The 23,732-nt window shown below is 33.1% G+C and carries 19 protein-coding genes; 6 read left to right on the forward strand and 13 right to left on the reverse strand.

Translation table 11 applies throughout. The features are described 5' to 3' along the window. The first annotated feature begins 241 nt into the window (after positions 1–241). Complete coding sequence (gene cphA, locus G7A72_RS05120) at positions 242–2,866, forward strand: cyanophycin synthetase (RefSeq protein WP_165151687.1); 2,625 nt, start codon at positions 242–244, stop codon at positions 2,864–2,866. A gap of 128 nt (positions 2,867–2,994) precedes the next feature. Here the strand turns inward: cphA and G7A72_RS05125 are convergent, their stop codons facing one another. Next, positions 2,995–4,254, reverse strand: a complete 1,260-nt coding sequence (locus tag G7A72_RS05125) for an asparagine synthetase B (protein ID WP_165151688.1) — start codon at positions 4,252–4,254, stop codon at positions 2,995–2,997. Positions 4,255–4,597: 343 nt separating this feature from the next. On the opposite strand from G7A72_RS05125, the gene G7A72_RS05130 reads away from it, so the two are divergent. After that, the gene (locus G7A72_RS05130) at positions 4,598–4,849 is read left to right on the forward strand and encodes a hypothetical protein (RefSeq protein WP_165151689.1); all 252 of its coding nucleotides are present in this window, start codon (positions 4,598–4,600) and stop codon (positions 4,847–4,849) included. 469 nt (positions 4,850–5,318) lie between these two features. Here the strand turns inward: G7A72_RS05130 and G7A72_RS05140 are convergent, their stop codons facing one another. The 3 genes from G7A72_RS05140 to G7A72_RS05150 form a co-directional block, all read right to left on the reverse strand. Beyond that, positions 5,319–5,987 (reverse strand): response regulator transcription factor, encoded by a 669-nt coding sequence (locus G7A72_RS05140; RefSeq protein ID WP_165151691.1) that lies wholly within the window; start codon positions 5,985–5,987, stop codon positions 5,319–5,321. A gap of 3 nt (positions 5,988–5,990) precedes the next feature. Next, positions 5,991–6,782 (reverse strand): sensor histidine kinase, encoded by a 792-nt coding sequence (locus tag G7A72_RS05145; RefSeq protein ID WP_165151692.1) that lies wholly within the window; start codon positions 6,780–6,782, stop codon positions 5,991–5,993. 643 nt (positions 6,783–7,425) lie between these two features. Beyond that, a complete protein-coding gene (locus tag G7A72_RS05150) occupies positions 7,426–7,818 on the reverse strand; it encodes a hypothetical protein (RefSeq protein WP_165151693.1) in 393 nt (130 codons plus the stop codon). 757 nt (positions 7,819–8,575) lie between these two features. Here G7A72_RS05150 and G7A72_RS16580 point away from each other — a divergent pair. The 3 genes from G7A72_RS16580 (at position 8,576) to G7A72_RS05160 (ending at position 12,227) form a co-directional block, all read left to right on the forward strand. Continuing rightward, complete coding sequence (locus tag G7A72_RS16580; protein ID WP_241258577.1) at positions 8,576–8,716, forward strand: hypothetical protein; 141 nt, start codon at positions 8,576–8,578, stop codon at positions 8,714–8,716. Next, entirely contained in the window at positions 8,717–9,115 is a 399-nt protein-coding gene (locus tag G7A72_RS05155; RefSeq protein ID WP_241258578.1) for a hypothetical protein, read from the forward strand. Between the two features lie 958 nt (positions 9,116–10,073). After that, complete coding sequence (locus G7A72_RS05160; protein WP_165151694.1) at positions 10,074–12,227, forward strand: PAS domain S-box protein; 2,154 nt, start codon at positions 10,074–10,076, stop codon at positions 12,225–12,227. 34 nt (positions 12,228–12,261) lie between these two features. Here the strand turns inward: G7A72_RS05160 and G7A72_RS05165 are convergent, their stop codons facing one another. Then, positions 12,262–12,858, reverse strand: a complete 597-nt coding sequence (locus G7A72_RS05165; RefSeq protein WP_206531536.1) for a GNAT family N-acetyltransferase — start codon at positions 12,856–12,858, stop codon at positions 12,262–12,264. A gap of 245 nt (positions 12,859–13,103) precedes the next feature. Here G7A72_RS05165 and G7A72_RS05170 point away from each other — a divergent pair, with 245 nt between their 5' ends. After that, complete coding sequence (locus tag G7A72_RS05170) at positions 13,104–15,932, forward strand: pitrilysin family protein (protein WP_165151696.1); 2,829 nt, start codon at positions 13,104–13,106, stop codon at positions 15,930–15,932. A 191-nt stretch (positions 15,933–16,123) separates the two neighbouring features. Here the strand turns inward: G7A72_RS05170 and G7A72_RS05175 are convergent, their stop codons facing one another. The 8 genes from G7A72_RS05175 to G7A72_RS05210 form a co-directional block, all read right to left on the reverse strand. Beyond that, positions 16,124–16,483: a hypothetical protein gene (locus G7A72_RS05175; protein ID WP_165151697.1), complete on the reverse strand. Its 360-nt coding sequence runs from the start codon at positions 16,481–16,483 to the stop codon at positions 16,124–16,126. A gap of 61 nt (positions 16,484–16,544) precedes the next feature. Continuing rightward, the gene (locus G7A72_RS05180; RefSeq protein ID WP_165151698.1) at positions 16,545–17,723 is read right to left on the reverse strand and encodes an AIR synthase related protein; all 1,179 of its coding nucleotides are present in this window, start codon (positions 17,721–17,723) and stop codon (positions 16,545–16,547) included. A gap of 230 nt (positions 17,724–17,953) precedes the next feature. Further along, positions 17,954–19,435, reverse strand: a complete 1,482-nt coding sequence (locus G7A72_RS05185; protein WP_165151699.1) for a carboxypeptidase regulatory-like domain-containing protein — start codon at positions 19,433–19,435, stop codon at positions 17,954–17,956. 69 nt (positions 19,436–19,504) lie between these two features. After that, positions 19,505–20,881 carry a CsgG/HfaB family protein gene (locus tag G7A72_RS05190; protein WP_165151700.1) on the reverse strand — a complete coding sequence of 459 codons (1,377 nt, stop codon included), beginning with the start codon at positions 20,879–20,881 and terminating at the stop codon, positions 19,505–19,507. 125 nt (positions 20,882–21,006) lie between these two features. After that, a complete protein-coding gene (locus tag G7A72_RS05195; protein ID WP_165151701.1) occupies positions 21,007–21,417 on the reverse strand; it encodes a curli production assembly/transport component CsgF in 411 nt (136 codons plus the stop codon). 111 nt (positions 21,418–21,528) lie between these two features. Continuing rightward, positions 21,529–22,260 carry a curli production assembly/transport protein CsgE gene (locus tag G7A72_RS16585; protein WP_241258579.1) on the reverse strand — a complete coding sequence of 244 codons (732 nt, stop codon included), beginning with the start codon at positions 22,258–22,260 and terminating at the stop codon, positions 21,529–21,531. A gap of 3 nt (positions 22,261–22,263) precedes the next feature. Next, entirely contained in the window at positions 22,264–22,782 is a 519-nt protein-coding gene (locus G7A72_RS05205; RefSeq protein WP_165151702.1) for a hypothetical protein, read from the reverse strand. A gap of 183 nt (positions 22,783–22,965) precedes the next feature. Beyond that, positions 22,966–23,622, reverse strand: a complete 657-nt coding sequence (locus G7A72_RS05210) for a hypothetical protein (protein ID WP_165151703.1) — start codon at positions 23,620–23,622, stop codon at positions 22,966–22,968. Between the last annotated feature and the right edge of the window lie 110 nt (positions 23,623–23,732).

The raw sequence follows: 23,732 nt of genomic DNA on the forward strand, positions 1-23,732 counted from the left end.
GGCCTTTGAAGTTCTATTTTTTTCAATAATTGCAAACAGAAATACTATTAATTAATTTTGAAAGAATAAATTTTGATTCGTATTGTAAAAAACTTTACTTTAGTTGCAATCTAACTTATTTAGATTGAGTTGTAAGATTGTACTTTACCTTGTTTTGTCCAAATCAACATTGGTCAAAAAATGAAAATTTAGCCTTTGTAATCAACTATTTTTTTACACAAAAATTAATCGTCCCATTTTTATGAAAATAATTAAAGTACAAGCCCTCCGTGGTCCAAATATCTGGAGTATTCAAAGAAAAAAATTAATCCAAATGCGCTTGGATTTGGAAGAAATGGAGCAATTTCCCACCAATAAAATTGACGGATTTAAAGAACGAATTGAAGCTATGTTTCCTTCAATGATTGAACACCGTTGTTCAGAAGGTTGTCGTGGCGGATTTTTTTCCAGAGTAGAACGCGGCACCTGGATGGGACATGTAATTGAACACATTGCACTTGAAATTCAATCTCTTGCCGGAATGGAAACCGGTTTTGGCAGAACCAGAGAAACTAAAACTCCAGGGACTTACAATGTAGTTTTCAGTTACACCGAAGAAAATGTAGGCCTTTTTGCTGCGGAATCCTCTGTTGCCATAGCTGAAGCTTTAATAGCCGGAACTGAATATGATGTTGATGCCGACTTGCAGAAAATGCGTGAAATACGAGAACGTGTTCGCCTTGGGCCAAGTACCGGAAGTATTGTAGAAGAAGCCGTTTCTAGAGACATACCATGGATTAGACTTGGAACAAATTCTTTAGTACAACTTGGATATGGAATCAATCAAATGCGTTTTCAGGCTACAATTACCTGTAAAACGAGCAGTATTGCAGTAGACATTGCCTGCAACAAAGAACAAACCAAAAAAATGCTGGAGATGGCTTCTATCCCAGTGGCCAGCGGAAGCATTTGTGTAGATGAAGAAAGTTTAGCCGAAGTGATACAAAAAATTGGCTATCCTATTGTCCTAAAACCTTTGGGTGGAAATCACGGAAAAGGTGCTTCCATTAATGTTACCAATTGGGAAGATGCAGTATCCGGTTTAGCATTTGCACAAGCATACGGCAAACGCGTCATTGTAGAAAAATTCATAACCGGTTTCGATTTTAGAATATTGGTTATCGATAATAAATTAGTTGCTGCCGCAAAGAGAGTTCCGGCTCATGTAATAGGTAATGGAACCGACAGTATTCAGCAATTAATTGAAACTACCAATCAGGATCCAAGAAGAGGTTATGGACATGAAAATGTGCTAACTCAAATCGATGTTGACAGAGATACCGAAGATTTATTGGAAAAACTAAACTATACTTTGGAAACTATTCCAAGAATTGGTGAAATTGTATTTTTGAAATCAACAGCAAATTTAAGCACCGGCGGAACTTCTGTAGATGTTACTGATATGATGCACCCAGAAAATATCTTTCTGGCCGAAAGAATTTCAAGAGTAATTGGACTTGATGTTTGCGGAGTTGATATTATGGCCGAAAATTTAACACAGCCATTAAAGGAAAATGGAGGCGTAATTCTGGAAGTCAATGCGGCTCCCGGTTTTAGAATGCACCTTGCGCCTTCTGAAGGCTTGCCTCGAAACGTTGCCGCACCAGTGATCGACATGTTATATCCCCCGGGGAAATCGTGTCGAATTCCTATAATCGCCGTAACGGGAACTAATGGAAAAACCACCACTACCCGATTATTGGCACATATTGTAAAAAATAATGGTTTCAAGGTAGGTTTCACCACATCAGATGGGATATATGTCCAAAACCACATGATGGAAAAAGGAGATACGACAGGACCTCTTAGTGCCGAATATATTTTGAGAGATCCAACTGTAGAATTTGCAGTTCTGGAAACTGCCAGAGGCGGAATTCTTCGATCTGGTTTGGGTTTCAGTCGCTGTGATATCGGAGTAATCACGAATATTCAAGAAGACCATTTGGGTTTAAGTGACATTCATACGTTAGACGATTTGGCAAGAGTTAAAGCAACAGTTGTCAAAAGTATCAAGAAAAACGGCTGGGCTGTTTTAAATGGTGACGACGAACATTGTATAAAGTTAGGAAAAGACCTAAATTGTAATGTCGCCTATTTCAGTTTGAGCGAAGACAGCGATTTTATAAAAAAACTTTGTGCCGAAGGAAAAACAGTAGCAGTCTATGAAAATGGGTATATCACTATCAAAAAAGGAGAATGGAAAATCCGAATTGAGCGTGCGACTCACGTACCTTTAACATTAGGCGGTAAAGCGAAATTCATGATTGCCAATGTCCTTGCTGCTACTTTAGCGAGTTATTTATGGGGTTTCAAAACTGAAGATATCAGTTTGTCCCTTCAAACTTTCATTCCAAGTGCCGCACAAACTCCGGGTCGTATGAATATTTTTGAATTCAAAAAATTCAAAGTCCTTATTGATTTTGCTCACAATGCATCTGGTTATAAAGGTGTCGAAGAATACCTTCAAAGTGTAGATGCTACCAAGAAAATTGGAATAATAGCAGGTGTTGGTGATCGCAGAGACGAAGACATCAGAGAATGTGCCAATATAGCAGCCCGAATGTTTGACCATATTATAATTAGACAAGAAAAATACCTGAGAGGAAGAACCGAAGATGAAATTATTAATTTAATTCTCGATGGAATCAAAACTTCCGGTAAAACGGTTACCTATGAAATTATCCCTAAAGAAACTGAAGCTATAAAACATGCTATAAACTCTGCTGAAGAAGGAAGTTTTATCACCGCATTAAGTGACGTAGTGACCAATGCCATTGATATTGTACAAGAATATTTAGACAAAGAAAATGAACACGGAGTGGTATAATGTTTTCAGGAGCTAATCCTGCTGTTCGTTATATCTTTGTTTGCCTAAAGAAGGCAAACAAAGGATGCCACTGCCATCAGGGCTAAAAAACAAAAGCCAATCGAATTCCGATTGGCTTTTGTTCTATATCATGTTTTCAATTTTTTCTTTCTTGCTGCCGGAAATAAAACGTTATTCAAAATCAAACGATACCCAGGTGAATTAGAATGCAAGTCCAGAACTGTTGGTGGATCACCTACCTGATGCTGAAAATCTTCCGGATCGTGACCACCGTAGAATGTAAACATTCCTTTTCCCTTTTGACCATGAATGTAACGTGCTTCCCCATTTAGCTCACACGTCCCCATCACCAACACATTTGACTTGATTAAGGGCGCATCAAATGCAGTGGTTTGTCCCATAAACCCTTTGACCAACTGTGTATGATTTTGACAAAGCATACTGGGGATTGGATCCCATTTAGCCGAAAATTCCATTAAAGTAAAATAATCTTTCTCCATGGGAATTCGTCTTTTTGAAGTCATATCAATATCCGAAAATTCATATTGCTCGGGCTTTCTTTCTAATGTAAAATCTTTGAAAGCAAATGAATTACTATAATTCATTTTAGATTGGTAATTTCCTTCACTAGGATCTCCATCAAACATGGCCTCGCAAATATCTACGCCATCCGCTGTCAAAGCAATATCAAAACTATCCGTTGCAGAACACATGGCAAACATAAATCCACCACCAATTACAAAGTCCCTTATTTTTTTGGCAACAGCTCCTTTTTCCTGAGACACTTTAGCATATCCTAATTTAGTTGCTAAAGTCTCCGCCTCTTTCTTTTGCTCGATGTACCAGGGTACATTCTTATAAGCTCCGTAAAACTTGCCGTATTGACCCGTAAAATCTTCATGATGTAAATGCAGCCAATCGTAAAGCAACAGTTGATCACTTAACACTTCTTCATCATATATTGCAGTAAAAGGGATTTCAGCATACGTCAAAACCAAAGTTACAGCATCATCCCAAGGCTGTTTTCCTTTAGGAGTATACACCGCAATTTTAGGTGCTTTTTCCAGCACCACAGATTCCATATTTTGGGAAGGACTCGAGATTTCATTTAAGATTGTCAATTCTTCCGCATCAGAGATAATTTCAAAACTGACACCGCGTATCTGGCATTCTTTTCGGATTTCCTCGGCATCAGGCAATAAAAAAGAACCTCCGCGATAATTAAGTAACCAACTCGCTTTGTAATTTTTATCCAAACACCAAAATGTAATTCCGTATGCTTTCAAATGGTTTTGCTGCGTAGTTTCATCCATAGGTACCAAAATGAAAGAAGCTTTGGCAGTTATGGTCGATAGAAAAAGGAATATATAGAAGAGTTTTTTGAGCATCTTGCAATAATTTTTTATATCTCAAAGATAGAAAGTAAGGACTTCAAATGAATAAAATTTAACGTTTAAATGAAGCTTTTTCATAGCTTTTCTAAAAAACCCGTAAAAATACGCATGGCCAAATTATTTCTTAATTATAAATTCGCATATATCCTTTAATAAACCAAAATGAAAAATTTAATGATGAATCCAAACGAAAGCAATGATCCGTTCAATCTTCTGAATTTATTAAAAAAAATAGGATTGTGTTTATTAGTAATCCTAATTATAACTTTTTACATGCTTTGCTACCAACATCTTAGCCTGTAATGGATGAGAATCATTCTCAAAAAATACAATTTTTTTGAGAAATTATTATACCGCTTTATCAGAAAAAATTATCGTCACTGCAAAAATAGATGGCGATTCAAGCTTGCTGAGAAGACAACTTTTCTATATCCGGGCAGCAAAACTAGAGAAAAGTCTGGATAATGATGATTTGAGAAAAACCTTTTGGATAAATATCTACAATGCGTATTATCTCATTATTTCAAAAGAATCTACTGACAACACCTCAATTTTCAACTTGAAAAGAATAAAAATTGCTCGTTCTTAATTGTTATTAAACGTTATTGAACATTGGATTTTAAGGAAATCCAAATTTAAAAATGGGATTTGGTTATCTTACGAATTCATTTTATTCTGATTTTATAAAAATGTTTTCGGACAAGAGTTGGATTACAGAATCCATTTTGCTTTACATAGCATCGCTTTAGAAAAAGCTAGCATTGATTATTATGAAAGTGAAATAATTGAAAACCAACTCGGCCAAATTACCTACAATTTCATTCAATCTGAAACTGAATTTGATCCAAAATTAAAATTAATCCGAACATCAAAATTTTTATTCTCTTAATATCGGGATTTTGGAGGTATGCGCTCTGTTAAAAAACTATTACAAGCAAGTTTAAAAAAAGACTTGAAAGGGTATACACTTAAGTTCAAAAACTCTGCAAAATAAAGAACAATTACTAATGCATCACAATTGCCGTTCCTCAAGCAATTAACCAAATTTTCAAAAAAAATTAAACTTCAAAATCCATAATTTCATTCTGAACAGCATAAACCACCAAACCAGCAATATTCCTGGATTCTGTTTTCAATAATAAATTATTGCGATGACCTTCTACCGTTCTTGGACTTATAAACAGCTTTTCGGCAATTTCAGCCGTACTTTTTTGCGAACAAATCAGTTTTAATACTTCAAATTCACGAGCTGTCAAAAAATTATTATCTAAAGCGCTCTTTGTTTTTTTAGCAGTCAAGACATCATCCTGAATAATTTTCATGACATAATCCGTGTAATAAAAACCTTTTTCAGCAACTTCATTTATAGTTATAATCAATTCTTGCGGGGTTGCATTTTTTATCAAATACGAAACCGCACCTACATCAATCATATTGGCAACAAAAGACTTTGAATCGTAACTGGTTAGTGCTATGATTTTTAGTTTTGGAAATTCCACATGAATAATCTTAGTTGCTTCAACACCATTAATTCCGGGCATTTTCAAGTCCATGATGATAATATCCGGATGATTATTTTTATTATTTTGGAGAAAAGAAATCAATTCATTCCCGTTTGACGCTTCAAAAATGATGTCAATATTTAGTTCACGACCCAATAAAAAAGAAATTCCTTTTCTAAAAAGAATCTCATCATCCACCAATATTATTTTTATAGTTTTGCTCATTTTTTAAAAATTAAAAACTACCGAAACTCCTTTGTTTAATGCTGATTCTAAAGTCATTTTACCATTTAAAAAAGCAATTCTACTTTCTATATTCTTCATTCCTAAACCTTTTTTATTTTCGTCGGACTTCATTTCAAAACCAATTCCGTTATCTGAATAACAACAGTTTTTGATTCCATTTTTTTCCTCAAAAAGGACCGCAATAACAGTAGCTTTTCCGTGCCGAAGCGAATTATTCATCAGTTCCTGCAGAATTCTAAAAACATGCAAATGTTTATCAATGTCTCTGATATCAAATGCAGTTTTGTTTTCATAATTTACTTTTACGGCCTGGGAACTGCTAAATTCCAAACATAATTCTTCCACTCCTGCATGAAGTCCAAATTTTTCTAAAACGGGAGGCAACAAACCGTGTGCAATTTTTCTTGAATTATCTAAAGCTTTCCCGGTTAGGTTGATAATGTTTGCAGTAATCTCATGAATCTCGTTTTGAGATAAATTAGGTGTAGTCAACAAGTGAGAGTTTAGCGCAACAATATTCAGTTTGGAACTGATGTCATCATGCAAATCTTGAGCAATACGCTTGCGTTCTTCTTCCTGAGTAATAATTACGGCACTTAAAAGTTCTTTTTGATACTGAATTTCTAAGTCCTTTTTTTCTAATTCCTTTTGAATAATTTTCTTTCTTGAAAAATAAAAAAACAATATTAAAACCAATCCCATCAGAAGGAAAGCGATAAAACTATACACTATGATTTCAATTATTTCACTTTCCTGTAGTGTATTGACTTTCATAAAATTGTTTTAAATTCTCTTTTTTTAGAAAAACTTTTCTTCCATTCTACCAATATAAAAATTTGATATAAAACATACAATATACTGTTCAAAATCCACGTAATTTTATTCATTTTTGGGCTTAAAACAATTGTCAGATTCCCTACCAGAAACAAAATTGTACTGCCGAACAAATAGAATAAAATGCCCATATTTATGAAATAGAATTCTTTTTTTTCATTTAACATATTGTAAAAATGAAAAGTGGCATACAGAATCAATAATATGGAAGTAATGAATATTTCGAAAAGATTAAATTTTAAAAACAAAGAAAAGTCATTCACATATTGTACAGCTAAAGACATTAAGACTATGATCAAACAAACTTTCACTATTTTTTTTTGTAATTCTCCTTTTAAAATATTTATATAAAAAAGACTCAGAAGTATAAACTGGCCAATAAAATAAAAATGCGAGAGATACAAGTTATTAATATTGAATTTTTTCAAGGTCATTGTAGTAATTTGGACTAAAAAAATTATACCAAGATACCATGTAAAAATTGAGTAAGCTTTCCCGTAATTTCGGGCGCCTTTAATAAACAGAATTAGGTTAAGGAATAAAATTAAGTAACCAATATTTGCAAATAAACTCCACATGTCAATTAGTAATTTAAAGGACTTTCAGGATCACTCGCCGGCGGGCAAGGCTCTGTAAAATCATATATATTATCTTCTCCTCCTGTTGAATTTCCCAGAGTTTCAGAAATCATATCTACATAAATTCCTGTTTCCGGATTGAATTTTGTTCCTACAATCATTAACTTTTCAACACCTGCATCATCCACTCCAATATAAGCTCTCACCGCATCTACTCCTTCTACTAAAACTTCCAGTAAATCTACTTTTGGAATCAAAAAAGCATTGACATGATGGTGTTTGTTGTAATTCCCTTCTCGTTTAGTCCAACGTTTAGCCCATTTTTGTGCTGTTTTTAATGGAATGGCATTGATCGATTTTCCTTGAGTTTGCAATTCCGAGGTAGTTTGCTCCGACATACGTACTATTTTTTAGTCAAATTGATTTAAAATCTAAAAGCTAAACTACTATATTTTATTGTTTTAACAAAACTAGATGTGTATTTAAAATCAAAAAGTCAAAATCAGAAAAGATTTTTAATACTTAGTGAATTAATCAATAACTATACTTTTTAAAGTTACTTTATATTTTTAGTTTAAAATTAATACAGAATATACGAAATCATAAAACACATTGCGATGTAATTTTATATCAAGTTCTAGATCAGTGTATACAAGACAGACAACCGATAGAACACTAAAACTTTTTAAGTTGATTGTAAATCCAAAGTGTGGATTTTTAGAAATTATATTCAAGATAAGAGAAAGTATCATGCTAATGCAAGCTTATCAAATCCTTTTTTTTTCTATTTGGTTTATTGATTTATCGTTTTATAAAATAATTATTTCAAACCCAAAATTTAGCAGAAAAAACACCAAACTTTTACAAATAGCCAACCTAGCGGCAATGTCAAAATCTCGAAACGAAACCTAATCTTAAACTAACCTTATAATTACTTTACTTAATCCTTCAAACTACCTAATAACCTCATTATGTAGAATTAGTTATATAGTATTAAAAATCGCTCCGATAATTGTCACAACTCGTTAGTTTTTCTTTAAATATAAGCATTATTATTAGAATAATATTATAGCTAAAAAACACTTAAATTCATTGTCGAAACTAACAAAAATTGACTCACAGTTTTTATCTTGTCATTTAATAAAAACATACACCATGAAATTCGATAGAGAAGATAAATTAGAAATATTTGAAAATGCTATTACTTGGATTGTAGTGTTTGCAATGTTTATTTATGGTGGTGGTAAACTAGTACAATTTGATGGAGCTTCTGAGATCAACAAAACAGTTTCTTAAATGACTGGAATGGAATTGATGTGGGCATTTTATGGTTATTCAAAATTATATGCAATAACTTTAGGGCTTTTTGAAATAATTGGAGGAATATTGATGTTAATTAAAAAAACTAGAATTATTGGTTGTTTATTCACGTCAACAATACTTATAAATGTGATATTACAAGATGTATATTTCGAAGTGCATCTTGGTGCTCTAAAAGCAGCGATTCTTTATCAATTTTTCATCCTACTGATTCTATGGTTAAACAAAGACCTCCTTGCCCAAAGTATAAAGTCTTTGTTAAATATCAAAAAATCTCAACAGTCAAAATATAAATTGATGATTAAATTAGTTCTTGCTTTCATTGGTTTTATAATACTGAGAATAACAGAATACTACTTAACAATTAAATATTAAAGCCAGTTGCCAACAGCCTGTTCTATTAATCCTAACAAGCATTAAAATGCAAAAATTATATATTGTTTAGTGTTTTAAGATAACCATTTAACACAGAATTGCATTTCTTATGTAAATCAGTAGTTATTAAGGTCGGATCAAGAATCCCCAAACAAAAGCGAAATATGCGAATTCTAAATAAAATAAAAAACTACCACAAACAATTAGAGTTCCGTTGGATTCTTAGCTCGAAATTTCAAGAGGATTATACATGCTCTTTTTTGGAACGATTTATGTTCTTTTTCACTCTATTTCATTCATTACCAAAACTTAACTTTCTTCCCTTAAATAATTTTCATTATATTTTAAATTACATATATTAACTTTGTGATTAGAAAAATACAGTTTGTTTAGAGGTCTTTAGACGAACAAAGGTTAGCGAAAATCGACAATAGGAATTAATCATTTTATAATATAATAAATTATGTCAAGAGTTGGAATGGTAATAGGCTTGGTAATTGCCTTTATAGGTTGGATTTTGTACCATCTAATAATTAAAAAAGACTTAAAGAAAAATTTAAATAATGTATATCTTGGATTGTTTTTTATAGGAATATGGGTTTTATTTTATTTTTTCATTGTTGAAAATTTTTAAAAACTATGAATTAGTGGTTATGCACCTGCAGCGTTAAAGAAATCAGAAATATTTTTGAAAAAGAGACAAGAATATAGATTTCTGACACAACAGAAATCGAAAATAATTTGATTTAAAACAACAAGCCATCATACCTATTCAAGGCAGTGTCAACATCTTCCCTATAAACAGCAACTCCCTTCCAAAACCTTATAGGATACTTGGCAAAATTATTATTGAAGCACTTGTCAATTCAATTTAATTAACTAACTTTCATGCACTTAAGCCAAAATAATTAATTCTGAATATCGAACAGACTTCTTTTAATTTTTATACTGCACAAATATGAAAATTTCATTAGAAAAAAAAATAATCATTGGATTTATCCTCAACCTGTTTGTCGTTTTTGCGATAGCTGGGGTTTTTATTTTAAGAATCAATAAGAATAGAAATCCAGAGTTAGATAATTCATTGAATTGGATTGAAATTTCATTGATTTTCCTGTCCCTTATTTTGCTGACCGTTGTTTATTTTATTATTCGGTCCCAACTTCGAGCTAAAAATCGATCTCAAGAATTACTTCTGGAAAACAAACAATTACTACAATCTATTATTGACAATACTTCGAGTCCAATTTTCATAAAAAAAATAAATGGAGAATATTTGCTGATAAATAAGGAATTTGAATCTCTATTTAAAATTACAAATCAGGAAATTATAGGCAAAACCGATCATGACTTTCTACCTCCAAACATAGCAGATGCTTATCGCAATACCGATTTTGAAGTTGTGAAGGCTTTGAAAGAATTAAAAACAGAGGAAGTTATAGAAAAAACTGACGGGAAACATACCTACATTGCCGTGAAGTTCCCTTTGCACGACTCTTTTAATAGGATTTACGCCATAGGTGGAATTTTTACTGATATTTCCGAAAGAAAAAAACTGGAAGAGTCCTTCACGGCCGCTGAAAAATTCTTTACCATGTCAGTAGATATGATGATTATCTCATCGATGGAAAGATTTGTGAAAGTAAATCCAGCTGTCAGTAAAACATTAGGATATTCAGAAGAAGAACTCTTGCGCAAAAATTTCTTGGAATTTACGCATCCAGATGATATAGAAATCACTAAAAAAGAAGTACAAAAATTACAGACCGGAGCTGCGTCTATTAAATTCGAAAACCGATATATTTGTAAAGACGGATCTATCAAATGGCTCGTTTGGTCCGTATTCCCTGAGGTGAAAAGTGGATTACTATATGCCGTAGCCAGTGATATCACAGACAAAAAAGAAATCGAAAACGCTCTAAATGTAGCCAATACCTTTTTTTACATGTCATTTGATATGTTTGTCGTGATTAAAGACGAGAATTTTGTAAAAGTAAATCCTGCATTTACCCGAATTTTAGGATATGATTCGCAAGAAATAATAAACAAACCGTTTTTAAGTTTCATACATCCTGATGACGCGTCAATCTTTATGGATGGTGTCAAAAAATTAAGAATCAGCGATTCTGTGGTTACTCATAGAGTTCGGGAACGCTTGAAAGACGGCTCCTATAAATGGTTTGACTGGACCAGCACAATCGATATTCATACCGGAATTATTTACGCGGTTGCACGCGATGTATCTGAATTGATTGCAAATGAAGAATCGTTAAAAATAGCAAATATGTTTTTTGATATGGCTTTCGATATTTTAACAGTGGCTAAAGAGGAACATTTTATTAAAATAAATCCCGCTTTTACAAAAACGCTTGGTTACAATCAATATGATATGGACCGCATTAAATTCATAGATTTAATTCACCCTGATGACAAACAAACTGCTGGCGAAATATTGCAAAGACATTTAAAAGGAGAATCCGTTGTCAATTTCAGAACACGGTTTCTATGCAAAGACGGCTCGTTTAAATGGCTGGATTGGAATAGTAATATTGATGTTAAAAACGGGGTATTTTATTCCGTTGCCCGAAATGTTACAGAGCTAGTGGAGTTAGAAAACGAGCAACAAACAGCCATAGAGAATCTTTATGAAAATGAGGAGAAATTACGGTTAATAGTCGAAAATATCAGCGAAGGTATTATTGTGGCTAATGCCGATAAAAAGATAATTATGGCCAACAACATGGCCAACGAGATTTTTGGAATCGAAGAAGACGACAAAATTTCAACTAATTTAAGCAATCACTTTGAACTGTATTTTCCGGATGAAAAAACCATTTTTCCTTCCCAAAATTTACCCATGGAACGTGCTCTAAGCGGAGAAGTCACAACTGATGTCGAAATCATTCTTTGGAATCCCGTAGCGCAGGAAAAGAAAAGAGTATTAATTAGCGGCCGCCCGTTAGTAGATCAAAACAACACAGTAGTTGCAGCTGTTGTAACCATAAAAGACATCAGCAAATACAAACAAATGGAGGAAGATTTGAAAGAATCTGAATCAAAATACCGACAATTAATAGGTTTCCGAAAAGGAAATACTGATACAATGCTTTAAACTTGAAAGCTACATTTGGCAAGGATTGTTTATGCTATAATCTCCTTTTTAGATTCTCTTTCACTTCATCAAACCATTCATTTTTTAAAATACTTAAAATAATACTATCCCTCCGAGCGTCACTTCCTAAAGTTGGCATGTGATTGCGTAATATACCTTCCACTTTGCAACCTATGCTTTTCATGGCTGCAATACTTCGCTCGTTATTATTGTCAGCTCGAAATTCAACCCGCTCCATTCCTAGCGTTTCAAATGCATATTGCAAAAGTAAATATTTACAATGCTTGTTCAGTCCTGTTCCCCGAAATGATTTTCCATACCAAGTATAGCCCAATTGCAACGTTTTAAACTGAAGATTGATATCATAAAAACGAGTACTTCCGGCATATTTTCCAGATTTTTTATCGAAAACTATAAAGGGAAATTCGGCATTCATCTCTCTGGCTTTTAGAGCAATCTGAATGTATTTTTCCAGATTTTCTCTGCCATTGGCACGTACCAATGAATATTGCCAAGTCTCCGGTTCATTAATGGAAATTTTCAATAGATTTTCGAAATCTGATTCTTGTAAGGAACGCAATAAAACGGTTTGGTCCTCCAAAACTAGGGGATGTGAAAAGTTAAAATCCATATTGCTATTCATTTTAGTGTTGTAAACTTAAGACGACCAAATATAAACGATATTAGATTAGTTCTGAAAACTATTTTACGCTCAGATTAAAATTTACCAAATACCTTGCTCATTGGACAATAGCCACAAACCAAAATTCAATTGCGTTCTTTCTACTGTTTTACTATTTTATTTTTTCTTACTTTTAGTGTCTAAAGCAAAAATTTCTTTTACTGTTAAAATATCGTTGAACCTAAATTTAAAAAATGAAACCAATCCAGTTATTAGCGTTCTTTTTACTACTTTTTAGTACTTTTTCCTCCAACTCCCAAAATCAAAAATCAAAAGAATTCAAAGTAGAATTTGAAAAATTCACACTTGAAAATGGATTACAAGTTATTTTGCATATTGACCGATCAGACCCTGTAGTTGCAGTTGCTTTGACGAGTCATGTAGGATCCGCCAGAGAAAAAGAAGGCCGTACAGGATTTGCGCATTTGTTTGAACATTTACTTTTCTTGGAATCGGAAAATTTAGGAAAAGGAGGGCTTGATAAAATGAGTGCTCGTATTGGCGGAGCTGGTGCCAATGGTTCTACTAGCAGAGATCGCACTAATTATTTTCAGACCGTTCCTAAAGATGCATTAGAAAAAATGATTTGGGCCGAAGCTGATAAACTAGGCTATTTCATCAACACGGTCACAGAACCGGTTTTAGCCAAAGAAAAACAGGTTGTTAAAAATGAAAAAAGACAGAGTTATGATAACAGACCGTATGGTCATAATTTTTCAGTAATATCAAAAAATTTATATCCGGCAACGCATCCTTATAACTGGGACGTTATTGGTTCTTTAGAAGATTTGCAAAATGCTACGCTTGAAGATGTAAAAAGTTTCTATAACCGCTGGTATGTACCAAACAATGTTACGCTGACTATTGCCGGAGATTTTAATGTAAAACAAACCAAAGCTTGGGTCGAAAAATATTTTGGAGACATCAGACGTGGAGAAGCGATTCCAAAAATGGTAAAGCAGTCTGTGATATTGACCGAAACTAAAAAATTATATTACGAAGATAATTTTGCTAAGTTGCCTCAACTTACGCTAACATGGCCGTCAGTTTACGAATACCATCCTGACAGTTATGCGTTAGAAGTTTTGGCAAGCTATCTTTCCAAAGGTAAAAAAGCACCTCTATATAAAACCTTGGTAGAAGACAAAAAAGTAACTGATGCCACCGATGTTTTTCAATACAATTCAGAAATAGCGGGTCAATATATGTTGAGCGTAACCGCTTTTGAAAAAACAAATTTGAATGACGTAATGAATGGCGTAAACGAAGCTTTTAAAAACTTTGAAGCTGAAGGAATTTCTCAACAAGATTTAAATCGAATTATAGCGGGACAAGAAACTGCTTTTTACACCAATTTATCTAGTGTATTAGGAAAAGGGTTTCAACTGGCGCAATATGAAATTTTCGCGGGAACTCCGGATTATATCAATCAAGATGTCAAAAATATTCTTGCTGTAACTACCGAAGACGTAATGCGTGTATATCAAAAATACATCAAAGGAAAATATTTTGTAGCCACCAGTTTTGTTCCAAAAGGAGAGGCCAATTTAATTCTGGCTGGTTCAATAGTAGCCGAGGTTGTAGAGGAAAAAATCATTGAAGGCAAAGAAGATTCCTTTGATGCCAGCATTGCTGCTACGTATGAAAAAACACCTTCTAAATTTGACCGAAGCGTTGAGCCCGCTTATGGAGAAAGTCCTGATGTAATATTACCAACAGTTTGGAAAAGCAAGTTGTTATCCGGTCTAAACGTGTTAGGAATTGAAAACCACGAAGTGCCGCTTGTTCAATTTCAATTGCAAATAAAAGGCGGAATGTTACTTGAAGAAGCAAATAAAATAGGAGTTTCGAATATGCTGGCGGAACTGATGACAAAAGGAACTAAAAACAAAACTCCGGAGCAACTTGAAAATGCGATTGAAAGTTTGGGAGCAACTATAAGAGCTTATGCAACTGATGAATCTTTATTTATTTCAGGCAATACTTTAGCCAAAAATTACGCTGCAACTATGGCATTAGTTCAGGAAATAATTTTACAACCACGCTGGGATAGTACCGAATTTGATTTGATTAAACAAAGTACGTTAAGCCAAATCACACAGCAGAAAGCAGATCCAAATAGTATTGCCAGAAATGAATTCAAAAAATTAATCTATGGCAAAGAATCTATTTTAGCGAATAACCGCATTGGTACTGAAAATTCGGTAAATAGCATTACAATTGCCGATTTGAAAAATTACTATACTAAAAACACTACTCCATCAGTTACTAATTTTCAAATTGTGGGTGCTATTTCAAAAGCAGACGTAACAAATTCATTAGCAGATTTAAATAAAAATTGGGAGGCTAAAAAAATTATGGTTCCTAAAGCATTAACTACAAATACTATAGCTTCCTCAAAAATTTATTTTTATGATGTTCCCGGTGCAAAACAATCGGTAATCCGAATTGGATATCCTGCTCTTGCCGCAACTGATGAGGATTTCTATTCTGTTCAAATCATGAATTACCGTTTAGGCGGTGGTAGTTTTGCTTCACAATTGACGCAAGAATTACGCGAAGGAAAAGGATATACTTACGGAATCAATTCGTCATTTGATGGTTCTGTAAACAAAGGTCCTTTTACTATTGCAAGTGGAGTTCGTTCGAATGTAACGTTTGAATCCGTTAGGGTAATCAAAGAAATTCTTTCGCAATATGGAAAAAACTTCAACGAGAATGATCTTGAAGTGACGAAAGGATATTTAATTAAAAGTAATGCCAGAGCATTTGAAACTTTGTCTTCTAAACTGGAAATGCTCTACGATATCAGCAACTACAATTACGCTGATGATTACGCAAAGCAACAGGAAAACACTGTGAAAAACAGTAGTATTGACGCTATAAAAAAGCTTTCAGAAAAGTATTTGAATGCTGATAAAATGATCTATTTAGTGATAGGTGATGCTGAAACGCAATTGAAAAAACTAGAACAAATTGGTTTTGGAGAACCAATTCTTCTGAATAAACCAACAGTAAAATAAGTTGATTTTAAACTAATTTGGGTTATACATCACTGATTGATATAGCCCAGATCGAAGTGAAAATCCCGACTGCAAAAAAGATAATTTTTCTTGTCCTGAAAGAGCGACCAACGGAAGCTACTTTCAGGATTTAGAAAAATATTTTTTTAAGGGAGTATTGTAACGGAGTGCTGGATAAGCTCCTGAAAATTTTATTCATTCATTTCGTCATGACGTTCCGGAACTTGTGGATCATATAGCGGGCATTTGAACTCTTCCATTATATTTACTAAAGAATCCATTGTTTTTCCTTCAGTACCATAACAATCAATTTTAATACTTTGAGGCGTCGTCCTGATATGAAAAGCGCCTACACCATTGTTATTTTTCCAACTTTTCTCGTCTACTTTTTCCCATTTTGAAAATACCGAAGCAATTCTATTTAAGATAACTGGAACAGGCAGTTCTTCAAGACCTTCAATTTCAGCTTGCTCTTCTGTAATAGTTTCATAAACTAAGTGATGGTTGAGATAAATTCCCTCAAGATATTTCCAAAAAACCAATTCGTACATAGATAAAAAATTAAAAGATTAAAGAATTGAAAGATTGAAAATGAACTTCAATTGAAGTTTTTTAATATTCAAAAGTTCCATATTCACTGGCAATAGTCAGTTTTTTTGCAGTAGCAGCTTCTACTCTACCTACGATTTTTGCATCAACGTTGAATGATTTTGAAATCGCGATAATATCTTGTGCAACTGCTTCCGGAACATAAATTTCCATACGGTGACCGCAATTAAACACTTGGTACATTTCTTTCCAATCCGTTTTAGATTGCTCCTGAATTAATTGAAACAAGGGCGGAACTGGAAATAAATTGTCTTTTATAATGTGTAAATTTTCTACAAAATGTAAAATTTTAGTTTGCGCTCCTCCACTGCAATGCACCATCCCGTGAATTTCATTGGAAGAATATTGGTCTAAAATTTTCTTGATGATTGGCGCATAGGTTCTGGTTGGCGAAAGCACTAATTGACCGGCATCGATTGGTGAATTTTCAACGGCGTCTGTCAATTTTACTTGTCCGGAATAGATTAATTCCTCAGGAACTGCAGCATCAAAACTCTCCGGATATTTGGTCGCCAAATACTTCCCGAAAACATCATGGCGCGCCGATGTTAATCCGTTACTTCCCATTCCGCCATTATAGCTTTTCTCGTAAGTCGCCTGACCAAAAGAAGCCAAACCTACAATTACATCACCTGCTTTGATATTGGCATTATCAATAACTTTAGAACGTTTCATTCGAGCTGTAACTGTTGAATCTACAATAATTGTTCGAACAATATCACCTACATCTGCCGTTTCACCACCTGTAGAATGTATGGTTACCCCAAAAGAATCCAGTTCTTTAATCAGTTCTTCAGTTCCGTTGATAATCGCTGAAATTACTTCGGCGGTGATCAAATTTTTATTTCTTCCAATAGTCGACGAAAGCAAAATATTATCCGTTGCTCCAACGCATAATAAATCGTCAATATTCATGATTAATGCATCTTGCGCAATGCCTTTCCAAACGGAAATATCACCAGTTTCTCTCCAATACATATATGCCAAAGAGGATTTAGTTCCGGCTCCATCAGCATGCATAATCAAACAATAGTCATCATCTTGGGTTAAATAATCCGGGACAATTTTGCAAAAAGCTTGTGGAAACAATCCTTTATCAATGTTTTTTATGGCATTATGAACATCTTCTTTGGATGCCGAAACACCGCGTAGCGCATATCTTTTTGAAGTATCTGAACTCATGTAGTATAGTTGTGAAGCCTGCTTTATGGCAGGTAGTTGTGTGGCAAAGGTAATTATTTTTTTGGGTTTTGCCTATCGAGTCATAAGAAGTGTTTCGTGATAAATCTGTCCTGCAAAGAAAATTTATGTACACCTTACGTTTAGTATCTAAGAGAGGAATATCTTAAAATGCATGTCAAAAAAAATGTCTATCCGAAACAGATAGACATTTTCACAAAAAAGATGAAGTATTACTTCCACTCAGGCATGGAACCGCCGGTAAATAAAGTGGTACGGGAATCAACGTCAGTGATACTGGCTTTTTGAATATTTTTTATAGAAATTCCATCATTAGACGTATTTGTAAAAATTACGTCTGCTTCATTAGGAGAAAATTTGACATCCAAGTCATTGTAACCATCTGGCTTCTTGGTATCTAATTCGGTTGAAGTGTTAGTGATACGATTGTAGATAAAAATTCGAGAATCTAGTCTTCTGTAATTTGAACTTTGATATCCTGAAATGTCCCTCGTATAAACAATTTTTTGATTATCTACAGAAATATTTAATCCACTAACTGCGCCATTTAATCCAGAAAGCACTTCATAAAGAACAGCTCCCGCGTTATCTATAACATAGATCTCTGCATTATATCCAGATAAATCATTTACTTTCAATACGATTTGAGTTCCATCCTGACTCCAGTCACATTCAGATATAAACTTACCATTTGGTGTTTTAAATAATTCTATCAATCCTCCTCCATTTGCATCAATTCGGTAAAGTTTGTCAAAATTCGGATAAATCAACTGACTTCCATTGGTACTCCAGCAGTAATTAATGTGTTCCATATTAAATCCGGCTATTGGAATGGAATTCGTAACTTTAAAAACATTTGAACCATCTGGATCCATTGTATAAATTTGATTTTGAGACCCGTCGGAACTAATATAGGCAATTTTATTTATTTGCAAATTTTTTCTGGGTCTAAAACTATTCACCTCAGAAGAAGATAATTGCAACTCATTTCCAGCTTCGTCAGCGGTGTAAATAACATTATTACTGTTTACTTTTTTGATGTACAAAAACCTAGGATTTGGAAATGCCAAAGTAGTGAAAGTATTTGTTACACTATTTGACGGACTATTTATACCATCTGAAGAGGAAACTTGCCAATAATACTTTGTACTATAACTCAAACCTGATATTTCAAACGTAGTAGTTTTTATATCTTTATAGATAGTTATAACATCAGTAGTACCATTTTTAAGAGTTACGGTATACGTTAACGGATCAGACTCTTTGTCGGTAGCGGTCCAAGTTAAATTCAGTTTTAAACTTTGACTTTTCGCATTATCTACAGGTGCCGTTAATAAAGGAATTTCTGGAGGCTTATTATTTGCTGTAGAAACATCCAATTCGAATATTATTTGTATTGTTGTATTTTTCACCACAGTAGCGGGTTCAAATTTGGTAATATATCCTTCTTTTTGTGCTTGAAAAGAATATTTCCCTACCAAGACTTCATCAAAAACAAAATAACCATCTTTATCCGTGAAAAATGTATTCGTAGTGGGACTCGTCGATATTCTTGCGTTTTCTATTGGTTCAAAAGTTTCTGCATCAACAACTCTGCCTTTAACTTTCCCCATACCGCTATCATCAATTAGTTCTTCACTGCAAGAAACCAAGAAAATAAAACATATAACTATTTTTATTCCTATTTTTTTCATCTTTAGATTGTATTATTTTATTAGACAACTGGTCAATCAATAACAGTAAAAATCTTGATTTCAATCCTATTATTTTTTTGTTTTAATTTTTGATTTATGTGGAAAATAATAGGTTATTCCAGCTCCAAAACGCCAATAATAATCATCTCTTTTACCACTCACTATATAGTCTATATTATCAGAAAAATTTAAATTATGCTCCCCATATAATTTGAATCCAAAATTATTGGTTATTAAGTATTCTAAACCCGCCCCATATTGGATTTTAGTGCTAGAATTTTTATAATCTGAATTGAAAGTTGTTCCCGTTCCTACAAAAAAGTAAGGTGTCAAAACATCGTATGGAAGTGCTAAATATTCTAAATTTAGATCTAATGAAGCATACCCTACATCCAATTTGTTTTTATTTCCAAGTAAAAATACATTGGTAGAGGCACTAATATTAAAATTTGGAGTCAAAGAAAATTTGAGAGCTCCTCTTACCATCGGTTTGGCTATCGGATTTGGATAATCTCCTGCCATGTAGGTTGCTCCTCCGACTAATTCCACTCCAAATCTACCACGTTTTTCATTTCGATTTCTACCGTAAAGCAAGGCCAAATCAGCTTCATCTTTTTCTTTGGTATAAGAATCTAAAAAGTTTTTGACTTGAATATTTGTGGCGTCTACTTCCCAAAGATTATCTTTAATTCCATCAACAATTAGTCCTTCTACGGCTTTTTCAATTGCTTCAGTAACAGCAAGCTGAATTGGCTCATTTCTGGTAAAACCAGTTTCTACTTCAAGTAACCGTTTGATGTTTACATATTTGAATAAATTAGCATCTACGCTTTGAGATAAAATTGTTTTGGAAACATAAACAGTATTTAAAATTTTACCATTTGATGTAGAAACTAATCTCAGATAAATTGAAATTCTGTCTTGTCTGTATCGAGTAGAACCGCCAGTTCCAAAATATCTGGCGCCAAACCCACCCGTTATAATATTAGAATCATAGGAAATTATACCTCCTTCCAATAAAACTCCAGCAAACAAAAGAGGGGTCAATTGTGATTCATTAGTATTTGAACTTGCTGCATATTCTTGCCGTGTAGACCTTATTATATTTCGTTCATTTAATAGATTTCCTAGATTTTCTCTTTCTATAGGTACAAACCATTTTGAATCCCCCAAAGCCTTGATCAATATTGATGTAGCTCCTTGTGTAACTGCTGTGCTAAATGTACTCCCTTGCTCTATGGCTTTATACTGACCCGTTTGATCTTTAAATTTATAAACGCCAACAACAACAGGCTCTTTTGGTTTAGGTAATTTTAATAATGAAGAAGTAGCAGGAGTGTTCTCACCATAAATCGCTTTTTCGACGCCTACAGGTTGATTGAAATAAGCTGCACAACTAGAAAACAAAAATACAAGCAGAAGAATGACAGTAGGTTTTTTATTCATGATTATATCTTATGTTAACTTATTTGGGAAGAAAAAATATTCTACAAGTTTCTTAGTGAAGAATGATTAGAGCATGGAGCTAATCCTCTAATTATAAAAAGTAGTTTAATCCAATCTAAAAAATATCAATTATTGCCAGGAATAAATATCTGTGTTTGCTCTCCCGTGTCTGTATCAAGTATATCAACAACTAAACCGAGGTTTGATGGGTAGATATCTACCGCTAAACTCCCAAAAACATAGGATCCTTCAGCAATACCTTTATCCCCAAACTGGTTTTCAAATAATGAGTTAGAAATTTTATTTAATAACTGATTATTGAGATTTTCTTTGAACCGTTCCAACTCCGATTTCTGTTCAAATCCTGTTCTGGAATCTTCTTTAAAATCATTTTGCGTATCAGCTGAACTTAGTAGCCATTGATAATTAAATGTGTCTCCGCCAAACGCAGGATTCTTTGGTTTATAAACTAAATCTTGTGCATTTGAGTTCATAAAAACTCCAAAAAGTAATGCCATTAAAAGTAATGTTCTCATATTGAAATTGATTTAAATAAAACATTATTGAGAAACGAACAAAAAGCAACCTGAAAATTAATTCTCTATTATAAGTCACTATAAAATTTTAATAGTCTCCTACATAAACAATCAATACTGAGTAATAAATTTATTTTGTTTTTCAATATTCTTAAAATATTTAAAAACTTTAGCAGCAGCTGTTTCCGCCATATATTTCAAAAAATCTTCATCAGGTTTTGCAATAAATTCTTCAATGACTTCACTATCTACATTTATTGAAATCTTAGTAGTCCTACCAAAGGTCAATTCTTCTTGAACGGAGATAATCTTGCTGGAATTCAATTTTAATTTTGAATACGCATTATAAAAAAGATCGTAGAAATCATTCCCTAATTTAGTTTTCGTGTCATTAGATACAATACCTATCATCTCTAATCCATCTTTAGGCTTAAGAATCCCTAAATTTGAATCTTCTTCCCCAAAAACAACCCGATCTTTTCCTATTATTTTATTATCTTCATCATAAATCAACAACAATATAATAATTTGATCTTCAGTACTTTTATTAATCTGAGTTTTAGAAAGTGTAATTTTATTTAGAGGCTCTAAGGTAACTCTGCCATCTTGAGCATTACTTGATCTATTGGAATTAGATTTGTTTTTTCTAAAAACAGAAAGCTTAAATGAAATATTTTTAAATTCGGACTTTAAATTCTCAACAGTTCCAAGAACTGACAAAGTATTTTCAATCTCTTCAACATCAATCTTGGCTTTAACTTCTTTATAAACAACTTGAGCTGCCAAAAATTGAATATTAAAATAGAAGAACAAAGCCACAATTTTAATTAAAAATCTTTTCATAATTTAATGATTAAAAATATAAATTGCTCCCGAATTTCCTGATTGAGTAATTTTCAAATCTTTGGATATTGAATTAGACCCATTGTTAAATAGTGTCAAATTATTTCCTTCCTGATTTATCGTCATATTTATTGAACCCGAAGTATATAATGAAAAATCACTCACATAATTATTGTTTCCGTACTGGGTTACTGATTGAGTTAAATCATAAGCATTCTTGTCAACAGATACATAATTATTTGATCCATATTGACCAATTAAAATTTTAGAATTTTCATTATGTATACTTATATCTGAATAATTATTAAAACCTATTTGAGAAATATGTATTAAGTTATTATTCGATAGCAACTGAATATTTGATGACTGTTGAACTTGGCCAATTTCATTATTTCCAACGTATATTAAATCCTTACTCACTAAGTATAAAGAATTTACAGGGTAATTTAGTTCTTGTGCTTCTACGAAGCTTATCGTAAAAAACATGGATAGAAATAAAAAAATATCAAATTTTGGTTTCATGAGTTATGAATTTTAAACCTAAATTTCCTTAAAATAGTTTCAACTATTCCTATTTAATCATTTGCAGTAAGAAAAAAGCTTTGAATATTGTTTATTAAAATCTATGCTTACTATTTATGATAACAAATAGTTCTTTAAAAAAAAAGGTGGAATTGTTAACCAATTCCACCTTTTAGAAAGTAATTAGTTAGATTGCATAACTAAACTCATATTTCCAGCTCCCCATTGGTTTACTGTACTTAAATGGCTATCCCCAGTTTGAATAGTCCAAGCATAGTTTGCTGTCCCAAATTGATTGATGTAAGAAGTATTATCCGTACCAAATTGATTAGTTACTGCCATGTTATATTCTCCATATTGATCAACATTGGCACTATTTCCTATACCAACTTGAAACACCAGAGAGTTATTATCATGTCCTTCTTGCATAGTGTTAGAAGAATTCGCTACATCAAACTGCAAAGTAGTTGAAGAGTTGTCTCTACCTATTTGCGTTGTTCTAGCATAATTAAGGAAACCAGCTTGTCCTATAACAGCATCGTTTCTTCTACCATCTTGAGTGATGTAAGCAGCATTAGCAATTCCTAATTGACCTATGTAAGCATCATTACGACGTCCTTTTTGGTCAACATTTGCATAGTTTAAAGCTCCCCCTTGGTTGATGTCAGCTTCATTATGTCTACCGTCTTGATCAACGACAGCCAAATTTGCAAATCCTAATTGCAAAACATCTGAATCATTTTCTAAACCAGACTGTGTAATAACAGCAGCATTTGCAATACCAAACTGATTTACTGCACTAACATTTCCTTGTGCAAAACTAACTGAGGCCACAAGCATCGCGGAGATGCTTAAAATTACTTTTTTCATAATAAATATATTTAATTGGTTGTTAATACAAATTAATATATAGGTTCAAAAAAGTGATTTGGGATCTGCTTTTTTAAGTA

The sequence above is a fragment of the Flavobacterium sp. Sr18 genome, from assembly GCF_011064265.1.
In the GTDB taxonomy this organism is placed as follows: domain Bacteria; phylum Bacteroidota; class Bacteroidia; order Flavobacteriales; family Flavobacteriaceae; genus Flavobacterium; species Flavobacterium petrolei.